General features: G+C 51.3%; 12 protein-coding genes and 1 pseudogene. 6 read left to right on the plus strand and 7 right to left on the minus strand.

Annotation, left to right across the window (positions count from 1 at the left end):
• Positions 1–390 precede the first annotated feature (390 nt).
• The 4 genes from AC2215_RS03910 (at position 391) to AC2215_RS03925 (ending at position 4661) form a co-directional block, all read left to right on the plus strand.
• Positions 391–2112, plus strand: coding sequence for an adenylate/guanylate cyclase domain-containing protein (locus tag AC2215_RS03910; RefSeq protein ID WP_486808643.1), 1722 nt, complete (start codon positions 391–393; stop codon positions 2110–2112).
• A gap of 311 nt (positions 2113–2423) precedes the next feature.
• Positions 2424–2699, plus strand: a complete 276-nt coding sequence (locus AC2215_RS03915) for a BufA1 family periplasmic bufferin-type metallophore (RefSeq protein WP_486808644.1) — start codon at positions 2424–2426, stop codon at positions 2697–2699.
• 364 nt (positions 2700–3063) lie between these two features.
• Positions 3064–3894 carry an MNIO family bufferin maturase gene (gene bufB, locus AC2215_RS03920; protein WP_486808645.1) on the plus strand — a complete coding sequence of 277 codons (831 nt, stop codon included), beginning with the start codon at positions 3064–3066 and terminating at the stop codon, positions 3892–3894.
• The gene (locus AC2215_RS03925) at positions 3894–4661 is read left to right on the plus strand and encodes an HvfC/BufC family peptide modification chaperone (protein ID WP_486808646.1); all 768 of its coding nucleotides are present in this window, start codon (positions 3894–3896) and stop codon (positions 4659–4661) included. The genes bufB and AC2215_RS03925 overlap by 1 nt, the downstream gene beginning before the upstream one ends.
• Before the next feature lie 177 nt (positions 4662–4838).
• Here AC2215_RS03925 and AC2215_RS03930 read toward each other — a convergent pair whose 3' ends face one another.
• The 4 genes and pseudogenes from AC2215_RS03930 to AC2215_RS03945 all read right to left on the minus strand — a co-directional run bounded on the left by AC2215_RS03930 (position 4839) and on the right by AC2215_RS03945 (position 8311).
• The gene (locus tag AC2215_RS03930) at positions 4839–5708 is read right to left on the minus strand and encodes a thiazole synthase (RefSeq protein WP_486808666.1); all 870 of its coding nucleotides are present in this window, start codon (positions 5706–5708) and stop codon (positions 4839–4841) included.
• Between the two features lie 171 nt (positions 5709–5879).
• Positions 5880–6887: pseudogene (gene thiO / locus AC2215_RS03935) on the minus strand (glycine oxidase ThiO); the annotation flags it as partial.
• A gap of 216 nt (positions 6888–7103) precedes the next feature.
• The gene (locus tag AC2215_RS03940) at positions 7104–7637 is read right to left on the minus strand and encodes a hypothetical protein (RefSeq protein WP_486808647.1); all 534 of its coding nucleotides are present in this window, start codon (positions 7635–7637) and stop codon (positions 7104–7106) included.
• Between the two features lie 305 nt (positions 7638–7942).
• Positions 7943–8311: a 2Fe-2S iron-sulfur cluster-binding protein gene (locus tag AC2215_RS03945; protein WP_486808648.1), complete on the minus strand. Its 369-nt coding sequence runs from the start codon at positions 8309–8311 to the stop codon at positions 7943–7945.
• A gap of 235 nt (positions 8312–8546) precedes the next feature.
• On the opposite strand from AC2215_RS03945, the gene AC2215_RS03950 reads away from it, so the two are divergent.
• Positions 8547–8882, plus strand: coding sequence for a hypothetical protein (locus AC2215_RS03950; protein ID WP_486808649.1), 336 nt, complete (start codon positions 8547–8549; stop codon positions 8880–8882).
• A gap of 750 nt (positions 8883–9632) precedes the next feature.
• Positions 9633–11249 (plus strand): citramalate synthase, encoded by a 1617-nt coding sequence (gene cimA / locus AC2215_RS03955; RefSeq protein ID WP_486808650.1) that lies wholly within the window; start codon positions 9633–9635, stop codon positions 11247–11249.
• A gap of 213 nt (positions 11250–11462) precedes the next feature.
• On the opposite strand, the gene AC2215_RS03960 is transcribed toward cimA, so the two are convergent.
• The 3 genes from AC2215_RS03960 to AC2215_RS03970 all read right to left on the minus strand — a co-directional run bounded on the left by AC2215_RS03960 (position 11463) and on the right by AC2215_RS03970 (position 17603).
• Complete coding sequence (locus AC2215_RS03960) at positions 11463–11648, minus strand: hypothetical protein (RefSeq protein ID WP_486808651.1); 186 nt, start codon at positions 11646–11648, stop codon at positions 11463–11465.
• Between the two features lie 534 nt (positions 11649–12182).
• Positions 12183–13484 (minus strand): hypothetical protein, encoded by a 1302-nt coding sequence (locus AC2215_RS03965; RefSeq protein WP_486808652.1) that lies wholly within the window; start codon positions 13482–13484, stop codon positions 12183–12185.
• Between the two features lie 165 nt (positions 13485–13649).
• Positions 13650–17603 carry a DNA-directed RNA polymerase subunit beta' gene (locus AC2215_RS03970; RefSeq protein WP_486808653.1) on the minus strand — a complete coding sequence of 1318 codons (3954 nt, stop codon included), beginning with the start codon at positions 17601–17603 and terminating at the stop codon, positions 13650–13652.
• Positions 17604–17688 lie beyond the last annotated feature (85 nt).

A 17688-nucleotide genomic window follows, 5' to 3' on the forward strand; every position in this document is an offset into this window, starting at 1 on the left:
TAGAATCAGTTTAAGTGAGAGTCAAAAATAAAATCAGTCTCATTTATATTCAATTATAATTGAAACCTATTTTACGTTATATAAATAATCAAAAGTTAATTTTTATCTCATCAAAAATCTGCAAAAAAATAGATGTTTGTCGGTAATATTCCCGACAAACGGATGAATCGAACGAAGAATTAAGAAGTGGGTGCAGGAAAAATCAGGTATTCGATTCGGGTGTCGAGTGACACAATTCTGGCGTGACGGGTGTCATTTTTTTTCCAAGCAACATTGCATAGAATATGTTAGCGATTTCCTTAATTTTTAAAGCTAAGGAAAGCCAGACTCGACCTTTTTTTAGCTCGATCGTTACCCATTCACTCACCAGAAACAACAACAAACCGAGTCATGTTTATTAAGTCTCGCATTACACGGCGTTGGTTCGTTCAATGGCTTGCCATCGGCGGTTTTGCCGTTCTATATTACTACGCCGGCAGGCTCGGACAGCTCGCGGCGATTCCACCGGGGAACGTCACACCGGTTTACCCGCCATCGGGACTCGCACTGTCGGCGGTTTCCCTCTTCGGCTATCGAGTTTGGCCGGGTATCTTTCTAGGAGAGTTAATCGGTAACATCTGGGCGTTTTTCGATCGCACCAGCACGGCATCGATCTCCATCTCGATCGTCGTGGGCTGCGGTGTGGGTCTGGGAGCGACATTGCAAGCTTTGCTCGGTCACTTCTTCATCCAGCGAGCGGTGGGTCGGCGCCAGGTATTCGATCGTACCTCCAATGTCTTTCGATTCGTCGCCATCGAAATCCCGTGTTGCACGATCTCTCCCACCCTCGGGTCTTTAAGTTTGTGCCTGGGTCGCATTGCCAGTTGGGGGGAATACGGTGAAATTTGGATGACATGGTGGTTGGGGGATCTGATCGGTGTCTTAGTCGTCACCCCTTTTTTACTCGGTCTGAGAGCCTATTGGCAGTCAAAACGAACTCAACCTCGGATATCTTGGCGTCACAAGCAGTGGCGTTTGACCGAGATCGCACTGTGGTTAACCCTAGTTTGGATCGTCAGTCACGTTACCTTTATTGCAGGATGGACGCTGGAATATCTGCTGATACCCTTGATGGTTTGGGCAGCATTTCGATTCGGTCAATTGGGGTCGAGTGCGGCGATCGCGATCGTCTCGGTCATTTCTATTTGCGGTACCCTATACGGTCGCAGTTCTCTTTCGAGCGAGAATTTGAATACCACTTTGCTGATGTTACAGGGCTTTATTGGCGCGATCTCTGTGGAAACAATGGTACTTTCAGCGTCACTGGCCCAGGTGAGGGAAGCCAAACAACAACTGATTGCAGCTAACGAAACCCTCGAAGAGAAAGTTAAACAGCGGACGATCGAACTGGTACAAGAAATCGAAGAACGCAAGCAAGCTCAGACTTTGTTAAGAGCCGAACAGGAAAAATCCGAGCAATTACTGCTCAATATCTTGCCCGAACCGATCGCCGCGCGGTTAAAAGACGATCGCGGTGCGATAGCCGAGCATTTCGACGAGGTGACGATTTTATTTGCGGATTTGGTGGGATTTACTCCGCTTTCGGCGCGCCTCCAACCCCTGGAACTGGTGAACTTGCTCAACGATATTTTTTCCACCTTCGATCGACTTGCCGAAGAACACGGTTTGGAGAAAATCAAAACCATTGGGGATGCCTATATGGTGGCTGGAGGCTTGCCAGTTCCCATGCCCGATCGAGCTGCGGCGATCGCCGATATGGCTTTGGCGATGCAAGAAGCTGTCGAGAAATTTCGAGTGGAACGGGGGGAAAATATCCAAATCCGGATCGGCATCAATACCGGTGTGGTGATTGCCGGGGTAATTGGCATTAAGAAATTTATCTACGATTTGTGGGGAGATGCGGTGAATGTGGCCTCTCGAATGGAATCGTCGGGAGAACCGGGCAGTATTCAAGTCACCCAAGCCACCTACGAACGACTCAAAGACCGATACGAACTTCAAGAGCGGGGGCAAATTTTAATCAAAGGGAAAGGGAAAATGACCACCTATTGGTTGATGGGGAAAGGTGTGGGAGGCACCACGGACGATCGCAGAATAATGAGGGCATCGTAAGGAGGAATTTCGCTACCGTTTCGGCGAGGATTATATAGATTGATTCAATTAGACCGTTCGAGGTTCAGCAGTGGAAAAATGCGGGTTTTCCAGTAACGTCTCAGGAAAATCACAGGCTAATTTCATGAAACATTCATGTAGAACGGCTATGTTCTCAGTTGTATTAAAAACAAACGCAAAAATTGTTGTAAATCTCCTCTACGATTGAGAGTTTCGATCCCTATGTAAAGCATTCTTGCGCCAGTTTTTTTACCCTGAGTATAAGTTAACAAAACTCAGGCTTGAAGATTAAAATTCATCGGAGTCGACATATGAAAAATGTAACAACAAAAGTAGTCGTAGCTACAGCATTAACAGGAGTATTAACTGCTGGAATTGGCGTGGTTACTAATAATCGAGATGCCCTAGCCGGAGAAGAAGGCATGGAAAAATGCGCTGGCATTGTTAAGGCTGGCATGAATGATTGTGGTGCTAACAATCATGACTGTTCGGGTGGGGCTACAGTAGATAGCGATCCGAATGAGTGGATTTACGTTCCTGAAGGAACTTGCCAGAAAATTGTTGGTGGACGGGTCTTGGTTGAGTGACAAAACTTCCAGAATCCTTGTCAGATGCGGGGTCGAGCGATGCTCGCCATTAGCGAGCGAATGACCCATATGGTAGGGGTTTGAGCTGTTGCCGGGACCGACTCTCCTGGGTCGGTGAAACACTCCGCGAGAAACCGCTCGAAGCAGATGGGCTCAAACCCTTATCCAAAAAAAGCTATAGCGCTTTAACGATCGACTCTTGTCAGTCAACCAGGTTTTTACCACAAGCATGGGAGAAACCAACGATCTTCGATCGAATTCTAATTTCAAGAATGATTTCTAAGTTCGACAGTGCAACTTGGTTTCTATTTTTTTGAGGATAAATAAAGCCTGAATTACAATTTTAAGAAAAATAAATTGATCTATGTATTCAGCGAAAAAAATTTCAGTCCAAGGTGCTGGAATTGGTTTAAGATCGCTCCACTATCAATATATTATCACTCAAAAACCCAATGTGAATTGGTTTGAAGTTATATCAGACAACTATTTAGGAGAGGGTGGCTTACCGCTATATTATTTAGAAAAAATTCGGCAAGACTATCCAATAAACCTGCATGGGGTAGGACTATCTCTGGGTTCGACAGACCCATTAAATCAAACTTATTTAAATCGGTTAAAAAAATTAGCGGCAAGAATTGAACCAGATTGGGTTTCCGAGCATTTATCTTGGATATCGGTTAACGGTCATTATCTCAACGATTTGATTCCGCTGCTCTATACTGAAGAAGTCTTGGAGAATGTGGCTGCGCGCATCTTGCAAGTACAGGATTTTCTCGGTCAGCAGATTTTAATTGAGAATCCCTCTCCATATCTAACGTTTACCGACTCTACCATGACTGAATGGGAGTTTGTTGAGAGATTAGTAACAAAAGCGGACTGCTACTTGCTACTCGATGTTAATAATGTTTATGTGAATGCTATAAATAATAGATTTGACCCGCTGAATTATCTAGATAGAATTCCAGAAAACCGAGTCAAAGAAATTCACTTAGCCGGTTATGAAGAGCGAGAAAATTATTTATTAGATACTCATGGCTATCCCGTACATCCGCCAGTTTGGGAATTATATCAAGCCGCATTAGCCAGGTTTGGCGCTATACCGACTTTAATAGAATGGGATACTAATATTCCCAGCTTTGAAGTCTTGATGGCGCAAGCAAACCAAGCCGAACAGTTTTTAGAAAAGGTGCGTTAATGGAAGCGCTGCAAAATTTATTTTATCGGGCAGTTTGGGAAAGAGATTCTGCAAGCATCGATGAGTTAAGCCAGCATATCAAAGCAGCTCGAAACTTAACACCAGCCGAAGGCTTAGCCGTTTATCGAGGAAATGTTGTTGGGAATTTGACGAGTGCCTTAACGTCAATCTACCCAGTTTGCTGTCAGCTTGTGGGAGAAAATTTTTTTTCGGCAACTGCGGTCAAATTTATTCATCAGTTTCCTTGCTTGTCCCCTAATTTAGGAGAGTATGGCGAACAATTCCCAGATTTTCTCGCTGACTTTGAAGCGGTTGCCGATTTACCCTATCTGCCAGATGTGGCTAGGTTAGAGTGGTTCTGGCATCGAGTTTTTTGCGGTGAAGATACAACGGAATTAGATTTACAGAGATTGGCTGAAATTCCCGAAGAAAAATGGGGAAAGCTAATTTTCGACTTGCCTAAAAACAGCTTTACCTTAGAGTCCAATTATCCCATACATCGGATTTGGGAAGTGAATCAAGATGACGATCGAGGCGATCGTACCGTCAGCTTGGATGAAGGTGGAATTAAAATATTTCTCTGGCGCCAGGGTTTCGATATGCGAATCGATTTGCCAAGCGATCCAGAATGGGAATTCCTGAAAGCATTTCAAAGTCACGAGCCATTTGAAGTCGTTTGCGAACAATTAGCCGATCGAGTTGACGTGAGTACTTTGTTGCCATTATTCGTGCAGCGAGGGTGGATTGCGACTTTTTCTGTGAGTTAGTTATTGCAGTTTCCCCAGACAATCCGCACCCTTCAAGATTTCGTCGATCGCACGGATTTCAACACTCACCACTTCGGAAAGCTGATGGCAATCTAGCTGCGATTGAAGTATGGATTTTGCAAGAGCGAGAGTACTCAGATTCTCGACATCAAATCTTCATCCAGTTGTCATTTCTGGTTACGTTGCCGCAGCGATCGTCCCCGTTTGCGGCGAACTCGCGATCGCCCGTTCTTTCACCGGAATCCGCCCTGCTTGATACGCCAACCGTCCCGCTTCCACCGCCATTCCCATCGCTTTTGCCATCGCTGGGGGATTCTGCGCCAGGGCGATCGCCGAGTTAATCAACACCGCATCGGCCCCCATTTCCATCGCTTGGGCGGCTTCGCTAGGGGTTCCAATTCCGGCATCTACCACCACCGGCACTTTTGCATTCTCGACGATAATCCGGATGTTAGCCGCAGTTTGGATTCCCTGTCCCGAACCAATGGGAGAACCTAAAGGCATCACCGTGGCGCAACCGGCATCTTCCAACCGTCGCGCCAGCATCGGATCGGCATTGATATAGGGCAATACCGCAAAGCCTTCTTTCACCAACTGTTCGGCGGCTTCCAAAGTCCCGATCGGATCGGGAAGTAAGTAGTCGGGGTCGGGAATTACTTCTAATTTGACGAAGTTATTGTCTTCCTGACCCAATAATTTCGCCATTTCTCGACCCAATCGCGCTACCCGAATCGCTTCCTCGGCGGTTTTGCACCCGGCGGTATTGGGCAGCATCCACAGCTTCGACCAATCTAAAGCTTCGGCGAGTCCTTCATGTCCCGGTGCGTTGGTTTGGACGCGACGCACTGCCACTGTGACGATTTGGCAACCACTGGCGGCGATACTTTGGCGCATTCGATCGAAATCGCTATATTTCCCGCTTCCCGTCATCAATCGAGAGTGGAATTGCCGTCCGGCAATAGTGAGGCGATCTTCTGAGGAGGTTGCCAATGCAGAGGGTGTAGCAAAGGAGATCGAACTGCTTGAGACGGTTAAATTTGGGGACATGGCACGATGGTTATTGCTTGGATGATGGGTTGAACTGGCAAACCCGTTAGATTCGCTAGGGAGGCGATCGAATCGACGGGGGCTAAAGGTTTCTAAAAGCGAGTCGGTTTTACCGTCTAATATCGAGTCGGCGAGTAATTTCGCTGAAATTGGGGCGAGTAAAATTCCGTTGCGATAATGTCCCGTTGCCAGGGTTAAATTGCTCCAATCGCTTGCCCCTAAAATCGGCAGTTCGTCGGGAGTTGCCGGACGAAATCCCCACCAAAACTCTTCAATGGGGTAGTTCTCCAATACTGGGTACATCCGAATCGCTCGATCGAGCAATCCCTTCATCCCCGAGGGGGTATTACCGGGGGTAAAGCCCACATCTTCGCTGGTAGCCCCGATAATAATTTGCCCGTTGCGACGGGGAACGATGTAAGTCCCCGGTCCGAACAGTACCCGTTGCAGCGGTAAGTCTTCACCCTCGGGAACCCGTACCGACAGCATCTGTCCTTTTTTGGGAAAGACGGGAACTGGCAGTAATTCTTCCAGCCATGCCCCCGTTGCCAAAATATAAATATCGGCGCGATCGATACCATCTCGGGTGCGAACCCCCACGACTTTACCATCCTGGCGTTCGATGGACTCCACGGCACTGCCTTCTTCCAGGTTCACTCCCAATTTTTGGGCCGCCATCCACAGCGATCGCGCGAGCAGTTGATTATCTACCTGACCGTCTTCGGGAAACCACCAGCCCCCCGTCACCTGCTCCCCCAATCCCGGCTGATATTCCCTCAGGGCATCGCCATCCATCCAGTAGGCGGGAACTCCCGAACGGGCAACGGAGACACGGGATTGGGTCGGTTCTCGGGCAGGAATTCGATCGAATTCCCAGGTTTGTCCTTCCAAAACCGGTGCAAGAATCCCGCAAGACCAATACTCGATCGCCAATCCGGAAATCTCGGCGAGTTGGCGCGTCCATTCGGGGTACATCTGGCGCGATCGCAAGCACAATTCCAGCATCGGACCGGGGGGAATGCCTTCGGCTTGGGGGGCGATCATCCCCGCTGCGGCGTGAACGGCTCCTTCACGGAAGTTGCGGCTTTTCACCGTCACCGAAGCTCCCCGCCGTTGTAACTCTACGGCTAAGGACAACCCGATCGCACCACCGCCAATAATTAAGATATCCTGTGTCATGTTTGCCTTTTGGGGAAACGGGGAATCATCTGCAATTTCGCCTGCAATTTCGCCATCCCCCACGAGTCATCTTGCTGTTGCGAATTTGGAGGACTCGGCATTTTCTCGGGTTGGCGACCCACTCCGGATTTCCCGGTCGAAATTTTGGGAGTGGAGTCGCCTTGGGCGGTTCGGGGAAATCGAGCCGCTACTGTTGGTGAGGCAAAAAACCTACCGTTACCACAAACCTCGAATCGGCTGGCGATTGGAGTCGGTGTTGCTCGATGCCGTCCCACTCGTGGAAGTGGGGGCGGGTTGATTCGTCGTGGGCCGTTGCACCGGACGAGTTCCTGGGGTTTGCGTTGCCCCAGCAGAGGGTTGGGTAACCGGACGGGGGGTGGTTGTAATGACTCCAGGAGGTGTTGTGGTTACCCCAGGGGTGGTTGTAATGACTCCAGGAGGTGTCGTGGTGACTCCAGGGGTGGTCGTGGTGACTCCAGGAGTAGTGGTGGTGACCCCAGGGGTGGTTTCCCCTGGAGCTTGGGTGGCTCCGGGTCCGGTAAATACTGGGGTGCCGCCGGGGGCAGAAAAGCTTTGAGCGGTGGGATTGAACTCGGCCGTTTCGGCTGGGGTCTCGCTATCGGCAGTGTCTCTGGGGATAAACTGAGCGATCGCCCAAGGTACTAAGCCCACCAGCGCACCGAGAAGCAAACCAGAAATCCAGATGCCTCTGGGGGTTGGAGTTGGAGAAGGAGGAGGTGTATTGGTCATAGGTGGATGAGAAAATGCAAGCGTTGAATTGTTTTGGATGCAGGAGAAATCCAGGAGCGAAGTTGCAGGTGTGGCTTGGGATGCTAACGAGCGACAGCCAGCACGGCCACTCTCAACCTGCCCACTTTAAGATAATAAACAGATAATAAACTCGAAAACTATAAATAAAACTAAGGTTCTTGAGGATGGCGACCGGGTTTGAGGTCAACAAGGTTGGGCGTTCGGGTCTCGAAAGACCGATTGAGTCCGCATTGTGTCCGTGTCTCCCTCTCGACGATCGGAGTCATTCACCTTCGAAAATCGGTTTAAGATCGATCGACACTGGCGGCATTGGTTTCTCCATCGGGAGTCCACACCTCTTGCTCTCCCTGTCCCCAAAATCCATCGAATTTGGTCACGCGAATATCGCCGAGTACCTTCGTTTGACAGGCTAAGCGCAGATCTCGCTCTCGATCGTGGGGGGGCAGAGATCGTCGGGTGCGATCGCGCCAATTCACCGGTGAAACCTCCCCCTCAATCGCTACGGCACAAGTCCCGCAGCTGCCAATACCGCGACAGTTAATCAGGGAAGACTGACCATTGTACAAATCGATGCCCTCGGCAAGTAACACCTTGCGCAGATTGGCGCCGCGCTCGCAGGGAATGGTTTGACCTTCAGCTCTCACGTATGGCATGGCTTTGATGGATTTCGCTCGTTGAAGGCGATACAAGTCTGAGGCGGGATGACCGTCGAACGATCGCTCGTCTTTTGGACCTCTGTAACAAGTTTGCCATCAATTGGTTCGCACGATCGCAAATCCTTCTGTTATCCTCTGCAAAGCGAGCATTTTCGCCCTCGGGTCACTTACCCATTTTTCTATCCAATTTCTACAACTCGATTCGATCGGTCTCGATCGGGAGGCTTAACTCATGGTACTAAAATCTAAACTATTCAACGTCTTGTCCGTCGCTGCCCTGATGAGTGTCACTCCGATTGCCGAGGCATGGGGAACCACCATGGCAACAGCGTGGCGAGAAGAGAAAATCGACAGCCAAACCTGTTTGGGACGCGCGCGAGATGTGCTCTACCGCACGGGATTTACGGAAAACGTGCAAGAGGTTGCTGGCGAGTCGGTGTTTGCAACGAGCGGCAACTACATGGCGAGCGTTCGCTGCCTCAACGATCGTTCTTTGGTGTTTTTCGCCGTGGCGGGACCGAATGCGATCGTCAGCGATATGGTCACCAACATTCGATACTACTTCTAACGTCACGTGCAACAAAATTCTCCAAAACCTGACAAAGCGAGGTCCCTGGGGAAAGGGTAAGGGGGATATCGTCTGCTCGCTCGCGACAGGCTTTGGCTTAAAGTTGCACGTCGCATTTCTTGGCACATCGCATTTCTAGATTTATCCCGGTTTTCGGGTTAAATTGTCGGTCATTCCTAAATTAATTCTTAATCTCCCTTCGGGTGGGTTTGGCGCTGTTTTAATTCACTCCCCCCAGTTTTCACTGGAATTGGCGTCGATCTCACCCGTTTTTGGAGTGTTAGTCTCATAATGTCGATCGAAAACCTCAGACTTACCTACAGCAAGACGGGAACCTAAATACAGCAATAACGGACTGGGGCGATCGCGATTGCGGTTCCCTACGGCAGCCAACATTACCATTTTCCCCATCTGACGGAATCTTCACGACCGAAATGGCACGGGTGAAATGAGGCTTGGGAAGCAAAAACCAGGAAATTTCCCGTATGCGAATGGAATTCCTCGATCCGCCGGGAAGCGGGTATGCCAACGGGAAAAAGCCTGGGAGAAAATTTGTGTAATCCGTAGCTTGGCGCGCGCACCGTGGGATGGCTTGCATTCCGATATCGACCCTGCCAGCCCTGCAAACGCAAGTCTTGAGTCAACCGCTGTCAACATCCAATCCCGACATCATCACATTACGTTTTCCTTTTCCCCTTGTCAGTTTGCTCCCGACTCAAAAATCGGGGTTTCCACTCACTGGAGTTTTAGATGAATCGACTCTGCATTTACGATACGACCTTACGGGATGGTGCCCAAAGTGAGGGACTCTCGTTTTCGGTCGAAGATAAGCTACAAATCGCTCGCCAGTTGGATCGTTTGGGGATTCCGTTTATTGAAGGGGGTTGGCCGGGTGCAAATCCAAAAGACGTACAGTTTTTCTGGCAATTGCAAGAAGAACCCCTGACTCAAGCTCAGGTGGTGGCATTCTGTTCCACTCGCCGTCCCGGTCGGATCGCAGCGGAAGAACCGATGCTGCAACCGATTTTAGCGGCTCGAACTCACTGGGTGACCCTTTTTGGTAAGTCTTGGGATCTCCACGTCACTGAAGGGCTAAAAACCACCCTCGACGAAAATCTGGCGATGATTCGAGACACGATCGAATTTTTCCGCAGCCAGGGTCGCCAAGTGATTTACGATGCGGAACATTGGTTCGATGGCTACCGCAACCATCCCGAATACGCCCTCTTAACCCTAAAAACGGCGATTGCTGCTGGGGCGGAGTGGGTGACCCTATGTGATACCAATGGGGGAATGTTACCTCACGAAATCGCCCAGATCGTCCGCGAAACTCGCGAAGCCCTCGATTCCCCTGGGGAAGAACCAGTGAAACTGGGCATTCACCCCCACAACGATTCGGATACGGCTGTTGCCAATGCGATCGCGGCGGTGATGGAGGGGACGCAGATGGTACAAGGGACGATGAACGGCTATGGCGAACGCTGCGGCAATGCGAACCTTTGCTCTTTGATTGCCAATCTCCAGCTCAAACTGGGCTATCGCTGCATCGACGGCGAACAAATGACCCGTCTGACCCAAACCAGTCGATTTGTCAGCGAGGTGGCGAATTTGGCCCCGGACGATCGCGCCCCGTTTGTGGGACGTTCGGCTTTCGCGCACAAGGGGGGGATTCACGTGAGTGCGGTGCAACGCAACCCGCTCACCTACGAGCACCTGCCACCGGAAACCGTAGGCAACGAACGCCGGATTGTCATTTCCGAGCAGGCGGGATTGAGCAATTTGCTGGTGAAAGCTCGCAGTTTTGGCATCGATTTAGAGAAGCAAAATCCCGTTTGTCGAGATATCCTGGTCCGGTTGAAGGAGTTGGAAAGTCAGGGCTATCAGTTTGAAGCGGCCGAAGCGAGTTTCGAGTTGCTCATGCTCGAGGCGTTGGGGGAACGTTCCGGGTTTTTCGAGATCGATGGCTTTCAAGTCCACTGCCAGCAAGATCGCGATCGCAGCTATGCTTTGGCAACGGTGAAGCTGGCGGTTAACGGTCGGGATATCCTCGACGCGGCAGAGGGTAACGGTCCGGTTTCGGCTTTGGATGCTGCACTGCGCAAAGCGTTGGTGAATTTTTATCCGGAAATTGCCCAATTTAACCTCGCGGATTACAAAGTTCGCATTCTCGACAGCCAAGCGGGAACCCAGGCTAAAACGCGCGTTTTGGTGGAATCGACCAACGGTCATCAACGTTGGCGCACGGTTGGAGTCTCGACAAATATTATCGATGCATCCTATCAAGCCGTAGTGGAAGGGTTGGAATACGGACTATCGTTGCAACAGCGAAGTAACGTGCGATTAAGTCCGTCCTCAACTGGGGTTTAACGCTCGGGTTAAGGATGTTGAACCCTCAATTTTCGGTTGAGATCAGACCAACTCGTTCTCTGCATCCTGAAATTGACAACCACCGAACCTGCATTCTTCATGACTCGAGTTTAGACAAAACCTGACGAACCAAAAAAGACTGCCTTTTGAAAAGGCAGTCCGTTGATTTTAACTGATTCAATTTCAGTAAATTTAGAAGAGTAATAACTTTAACTAACTTTCTTCAACTTGTTCTAAATTATCGGGATCGACATAGTGGCAGCTCACATCATCAATACAAATTAAAGCCCACCCTGACTCATCAATCCCCATTAATTGATAAGAACCTTCTCGCACGAAAAAACCTTGATGATTTCGCGTTTCAGGTTTAACTTCTACATTATTTCCATGACTTTCCATGATGCTTTTCTACTCCCTAACTCGGAAACAGCGGACAACTGTCTAATATAGAATTCGTTAATACTTCGTCTTCATAAAATCTTATCATTTGCTTCTTGTTTTTTTTATTAAGTTATCTAATAAATCGTGAAGCCGGCTTAATAAACAAGGCGAATGAATTAAGACTGAGAGATTTTTAGGGAAGAGAACGATCGTAATTTAAAGTCATTTCCAGTTTACCGAGAAATCGAGGCAAGAGCGAATCAGTTTAGATCGGGTTGTGCGATACCGTTTTACTGGATGATAGCTTACTAATGCGCGATCCCCAACGGTTTTCAGCTCGATCGATCCAGAAAATTTTCAGTACCCGAGAAATTGAGTCGAAGATTCTTTTTCGAGCTGACCAGCATATTTTTTCCCTCCCTCGAAACACGCTAAATTTCGTTCGAATGGTAAAAATACTCATCAGCTCATTCTCGGAGAATTTTGCCCAGAATTTACATTTTTTTCGGAGATTTGAGTAATATTCAAGACTCGATCGAGTCTGAGGGAGGGTTAAGGACGCGGCCAAGGAATCGTACTGTCACTGGCCACTTGACGCGCCACGGCAGCTGCTCCCGAAGCATTTAAATGACTCGGATCTTGAAAGTAATCGTTGCGATCGAGTCCTTTTCCATAGAGATCTCGCCAGAAAAATCCCTTCTGGGAAGCCAGTTGCTCCATGTAACGGCGAAACTCACTTTCGTATTGATATCGCACCGCATCCAGGTAGTCGGAAGTTAGGGGTAAGTTAACGAACACCACTGGAATTTGTCGGGTGCGAGCGTATCCCAAAAGCGATTCCATGGCAGCAGCCTGAACGCCTCCGAGGTTAAAGGCTTCGTAGTCGCGATCGTATTCTCCCGGTACGTAGGGATAGATTTGATAGTAGGTATTGGGATCGTAACGCTCGTCAACGGCAACGAATCCGTTAGCATCTACAGGATTGCCCACCGCGTCGATCGCATTTTGCAGCACGTCTGCCATTAAAGGGGGTTCGAGCTCGGCATTGGCAGAAGCGACTTTGGCTGCAGCGAGGATAGTTGCAGGCGATGAAATTTGTTTGGCATTGCGCCAATACCGATAGCCTGCCGACGAGACAATTTCGCCATAGGTGCGATCTTCGCGACCGCTATTGAACGCGCGCACCCCATCCACCCACAAAATTAATTTGGGTAATTCGTCGGGGGGAATCAATTCCCGCACCATAAAATCCACCACCTGAGCCGTTGCCCCATGGATGCCGAAGTTAAACACTTTCAGTCCGGTATACCCTCGCGTTCCCAGCACGTATTGGAGCATTCGGGGATCGATGCCTTGGGCGGCGCGGGAGCTGCCGACGATTAAGATATCGGCCGGACCGATGGCCTGGACGTAGGAGCGATACAACACCAGTTTTTCGTCCAAAAGAGGACTGTTCAAGGTGGGATAGGAAAATCCCAAATCCGCCGTGGATGCCCGAGAGATGGCATAGGCTGCGTTGCGCAGGTACTCGATGACTTTCTTTTGCGCGAAAGCTCGTTTGGGGTCGCCGGGGGGAACGGCTTGCATGAGGGCAACCGCATCGATCCAAGTGCGGGCGACGAGATCCCAATCTTCGGGAGAGCGGGCGGCTTGGGTGAGCGTCCAAGCTTCTAAGGCGCGTTCGACTGCTAGATCGAAGGGATCGCGTTCGACTTTTGGTGCCGCATCCTGGGGTAGCGCTTCTGGGGTTTGACCCTGAATCGGTGGATTAGGCGAGCAACTCCAAATCGCGAGGGCCGCTACTGTTAAAGCGATCGGTCGAACGCTCGGGAACCATCGAATGTTTAAAGTCACGGGTTTTATCTCGAACGGTCAAGGAGAATTGCCCGATCGCGCAGGATCGGGCAATGGGTACGATTATTCTACTACCACAGAAATGAGGGAGAGTTGCAGTTTTTACATTGGGCTTGTCAAAGCATCTGTAAAACTTCTCGTCCTCATTTCTGGGTTGTGAGCGTGTTATTCTTCCTCTTCGAGAATCGAGGGAGAGGACAGAGGATCGCTATCTGCACTCATACCTTCCCCATCAACCGACGACATCGGTAGGTCGATTGCGTTGTAGGTGCGAGCGGTGCGATCGTCGAGAACCATATCGCTGAGTTCTGCGTCTTCATCACCCATCCCGTAACCCGAGCTAAAGTCGGGGCTGGGACTGGAGATGTAGTTGAGGTCTTCGTAAGCGTTAAATCCAGTTCCTGCCGGAATCAAGCGACCGATAATCACGTTTTCCTTCAGACCCCGCAGCCAATCGGACTTCCCTTCGATCGCCGCTTCGGTGAGCACGCGGGTCGTTTCTTGGAAACTTGCCGCACTGATGAAGCTATCCGTATTCAGGGAGGCTTTGGTAATTCCGAGCAGCACGGGGGTATACTCAGCCGGCGCACCGCCGGTAATCGACATGGCTTCGTTAACCTGTTCCACCTGTCGCAGTTCGATTAGCTCCCCAGGCAGCATGGTGGTATCGCCCCCATCTTCGATGCGCACTTTATTCGTCATCTGCCGGACGATGACTTCAATGTGTTTGTCGCTAATATCGATGCCCTGGGATTGATACACGGATTGGACTTCGTTGACCAGGAAAGTCTGGACTTTTTGGAACGCGACTAAAGCCGCTTTATAGCAACCTTCGGGTTGAAGGTGGTCGAACCACACTTCGAGAATTTCGTGGGGGTTTGCCGGACCGTCGGTGAGCCGCTCGGCGGTTTCCACTTCCTGACCGTCGAGGACGAGGATGTTTTGACCGGGGCCGGGTCGGTACTCGGCGATCGTCCCGTCGCTATCGACAACCCGAATCTCGCTGGTATCGTCTTCTTCGTAGAACACCTGCGCCATTCCCGGTCCTTTGGCGAGGATGCAAGCTTCTTTGGGTTTGCGGGCTTCGAGGAGTTCTTCGATCCGGGGTAAACCCTGAATGATATCCCCGGTTTTGGCGCGCTCGAACACCAGCAGCACCAGGTTATCCCCCCGTTGTACCAGGGAACCATCTTCAACGTGGAGGACGGCCCCGCCACTGACGCGATAGGGACGAGCCACCCGCATGACAACCCCTTCATCGTTCAGGCGCACCACTTGACCGGATTCGGGGGCAACGGTTCCGGGAGCCACGAAATCTTTACCTCCCACGAGCAAGTCGCCGATTTTGACGGAGGGTTTTTCGCCCCCGGTTTCCACGGCAAAGCGATCGCCATCGCTGACCACCAAAATCCGCCGGGTACTCGATTCTCCCAGGCGTACGCCGCGCACTTCTCCATCTTTGACTTCCCGACAGCAAATTTCCGTACGGGCTATGGTTTCTCCGGCGGCCACCATTTGTCCTTCTTCCACCAGCAGACGAGTGGTGGTGCTGTGACCGAGCAGGGGGTCGGTTGCTGAGGTATTCTCCCGGCGAATGGTGAGGGATTCGAGCACCACCAGTTGCAGCCGCACGATCTCGGGATCCTCGGGTTCGGGGACGAGTTCGATATCTGCTTCGAGTTGGGAGCCATCATCCCCCATTTCTAAGACCAGTTGGGTGCGTAGCAGTTCGAGTCCGTCGACGGATTTGATGCGATCGCCATCTTTATAAGGGAGCAGTCGCTGAACGGCTCGCAAGCTGATGGGGAAGGCATTTTCCTGATCGGCCATCGACCCCTGGTTGGGAACGTCAGGTGCATCGGGCACTTCATACTCGACGATCGGTCGCAGAAGAACGCCATTGCCTTCTGGGGTTTCCACCTGCTCCAGGTAGCACAGTTCTTCGGCGACCAGATCTGGCGCAATTTCTTGACCGGGATTGACCAGGGTTCCCGTTTCTAACTTGATGCTACCGGGATTATCGAGTAGGTGAAGGGTTCCAGGTTTGATGCAAATTTCCCGCAGGATATCGTTTTTCTGGACGACTTCCACGAGTCCGCCGTTTTGACAGAAGATATCTTTCACGATTTCCGTGCCCGCTTCGACGAACTGACCGTCTTCGACTTCCAGCAGGGAGATATCTTTGTTAATTTCGTGAGTTTCTTCAGGAATCCAGAGGATTGCTCCCCCTTTGACAATTTCGTAGCTACCTTTGGAGCCTTTACCCCGTTTGGCGACTTCGATACCAGAGTAGCGCAGCAAGCCCCCGGTTTGGGTGCGGTAACTGTCGTCGAGTAATTCGGCGACCACTTGATTGTGGCGCACTTTCGTGCTGGGAGTTGCCGTGAGGGCAAACTGCTGTCCGTTATCGGTTTCGATGGTGTATTGGGATTCCCCTTGAGAGCCTCGGGTATGAATTTGGGCGCGTCCGAGCAGGACGGAGGCGGTGACGATTTCCACTTCCCGAGGAATGGTCGGTGGCTCTTCGCCGTCCCGCAACCGAGACTCATCGGTCGGGGGAATCCGGACGATCCCCCCATGTTCGGTGACGGTTTGGGTAATCGCCAGGACGCTCCCACCTTTGACCTCATCGCCGTTTTGCACCATGGGTTCGGCACCGGGGGGCAGGTTGTAGACTTCCCCGGAAAGCACCCACACCAGTCCGCCTCGCTGGGCGATGGTGGTGGTGTTCCCCTGACGGTCTTGCCGTTCTTCAGGGACGATATCGGCAAATTTGACTTCCCCAGCCAAGTCGGTCGCCACGTCTTTGGTGGCTTTCTCGGTGGTTTTGCGGGTCGTTCCCCCCACGGGGACTTCGGAAAGCACCTGTTCGGTGACCACGCTCTGACCGTCGCGCACGAGGAGGGTGCCCCCAGAAGATACGCTAAAGCGAGCGGATTTACTTCCTTTGGCGGGAATCACTTCGATTTCGCCCCCTTGTTCGATGGTGAAGGCTTCATCGCCGTGACGGGTGCGGAAGGGTCGCACCCGCAGGTTTTTGGCGTATTTGACGGTGCCATCGAAGGGGGCTTTCTCTTGGCTGGCCACTTCCCCGGTAAACACCCCCCCGGTGTGGAAGGTGCGCATGGTGAGCTGGGTGCCGGGTTCGCCGATACTCTGAGCGGCAATAATCCCCACGGCTTCCCCTAAGTCTACGAAACTGGCGTGACCCAGACTCCAGCCATAGCAATGCTGGCAAACGCTGCGGGCAGCTTCGCAGGTGAGGGGAGAGCGGACGATCACTTCTTCGACTCCAACGCGATCGAATTCCAAACACATCTCCTCGGAGATGGCTTGGTTGCGCGTGGCGATGGTTTTGCCATCGATTTCCACGTCTCGAGCCAACACCCGACCCAGAAGCCGATCTTTGAGGGGAATCAGGACTTTTGAACCGCTGGTCATATCCTTAATACTAATGCCGCGCTCGGTGCCGCAGTCGATTTCGCGGACGATCGTATCTTGAGACACGTCCACCAGGCGGCGGGTGAGGTATCCGGAGTCGGCCGTTCGCAAGGCTGTATCCACCAGACCTTTACGGGCACCGTAGGAGGAGATGATGTACTCGGTGACGGTCAACCCTTCCCGGAAGTTGGTTTTAATCGGCTGGTCGATGATCTGTCCCTGGGGATCGGCCATCAAACCCCGCATTCCCACGAGTTGGCGCACCTGAGAAATATTTCCCCGCGCGCCGGAAAACGCCATCATATAGACGGAGTTCAGGGGATCGGTGCTGCGGAAGTTGGTCACCACTTCATCTTTGAGGGCTTCGCTGGTGATGTTCCAGGTATCGATGACTTTCTGGAATCGTTCCACTGCAGTGATTTCCCCACGGGTATACCGGGCTTCGGTCTCGTCAATTTCTTCTTGAGCGGTGGCGAGCAGTTGCTGTTTGCTCGGAGGAATTTGTAAATCTTCCACGCTGATGGACACGCCGGCGCGGGTGGCGTATCGGAAGCCCAAGTCTTTGAGGGCATCGGCGACTTTAGCAGTGCGAGCGGTTCCGTAGTTGGTAAACGCCCAAGCAATTAAGGCTCGAAGTTGTTTTTTATCGACGACTCGGTTGCGAAAGATCGTATTCATGGCTGAGGGCTAATGGGGGCGAATGTCTGCGGGGGCGATCGCAGGGGGCTCACTAGCTTGAGGTGGCTTCCCCAAGCTAGATATC

This window comes from Zarconia sp., assembly GCF_057467645.1.

Excerpts from the sequence above, each read along its gene's own strand:
- AC2215_RS03970 (WP_486808653.1), bottom strand. The coding sequence starts at position 17,603 with ATGAATACGATCTTTCGCAACCGAGTCGTCGATAAAAAACAACTTCGA.
- AC2215_RS03940 (WP_486808647.1), bottom strand. The coding sequence starts at position 7,637 with ATGACCAATACACCTCCTCCTTCTCCAACTCCAACCCCCAGAGGCATC.
- AC2215_RS03910 (WP_486808643.1), top strand. The coding sequence starts at position 391 with ATGTTTATTAAGTCTCGCATTACACGGCGTTGGTTCGTTCAATGGCTT.
- AC2215_RS03930 (WP_486808666.1), bottom strand. The coding sequence starts at position 5,708 with ATGTCCCCAAATTTAACCGTCTCAAGCAGTTCGATCTCCTTTGCTACA.
- AC2215_RS03950 (WP_486808649.1), top strand. The coding sequence starts at position 8,547 with ATGGTACTAAAATCTAAACTATTCAACGTCTTGTCCGTCGCTGCCCTG.
- AC2215_RS03960 (WP_486808651.1), bottom strand. The coding sequence starts at position 11,648 with ATGGAAAGTCATGGAAATAATGTAGAAGTTAAACCTGAAACGCGAAAT.
- AC2215_RS03945 (WP_486808648.1), bottom strand. The coding sequence starts at position 8,311 with ATGCCATACGTGAGAGCTGAAGGTCAAACCATTCCCTGCGAGCGCGGC.
- AC2215_RS03915 (WP_486808644.1), top strand. The coding sequence starts at position 2,424 with ATGAAAAATGTAACAACAAAAGTAGTCGTAGCTACAGCATTAACAGGA.
- bufB (WP_486808645.1), top strand. The coding sequence starts at position 3,064 with ATGTATTCAGCGAAAAAAATTTCAGTCCAAGGTGCTGGAATTGGTTTA.
- AC2215_RS03925 (WP_486808646.1), top strand. The coding sequence starts at position 3,894 with ATGGAAGCGCTGCAAAATTTATTTTATCGGGCAGTTTGGGAAAGAGAT.
- cimA (WP_486808650.1), top strand. The coding sequence starts at position 9,633 with ATGAATCGACTCTGCATTTACGATACGACCTTACGGGATGGTGCCCAA.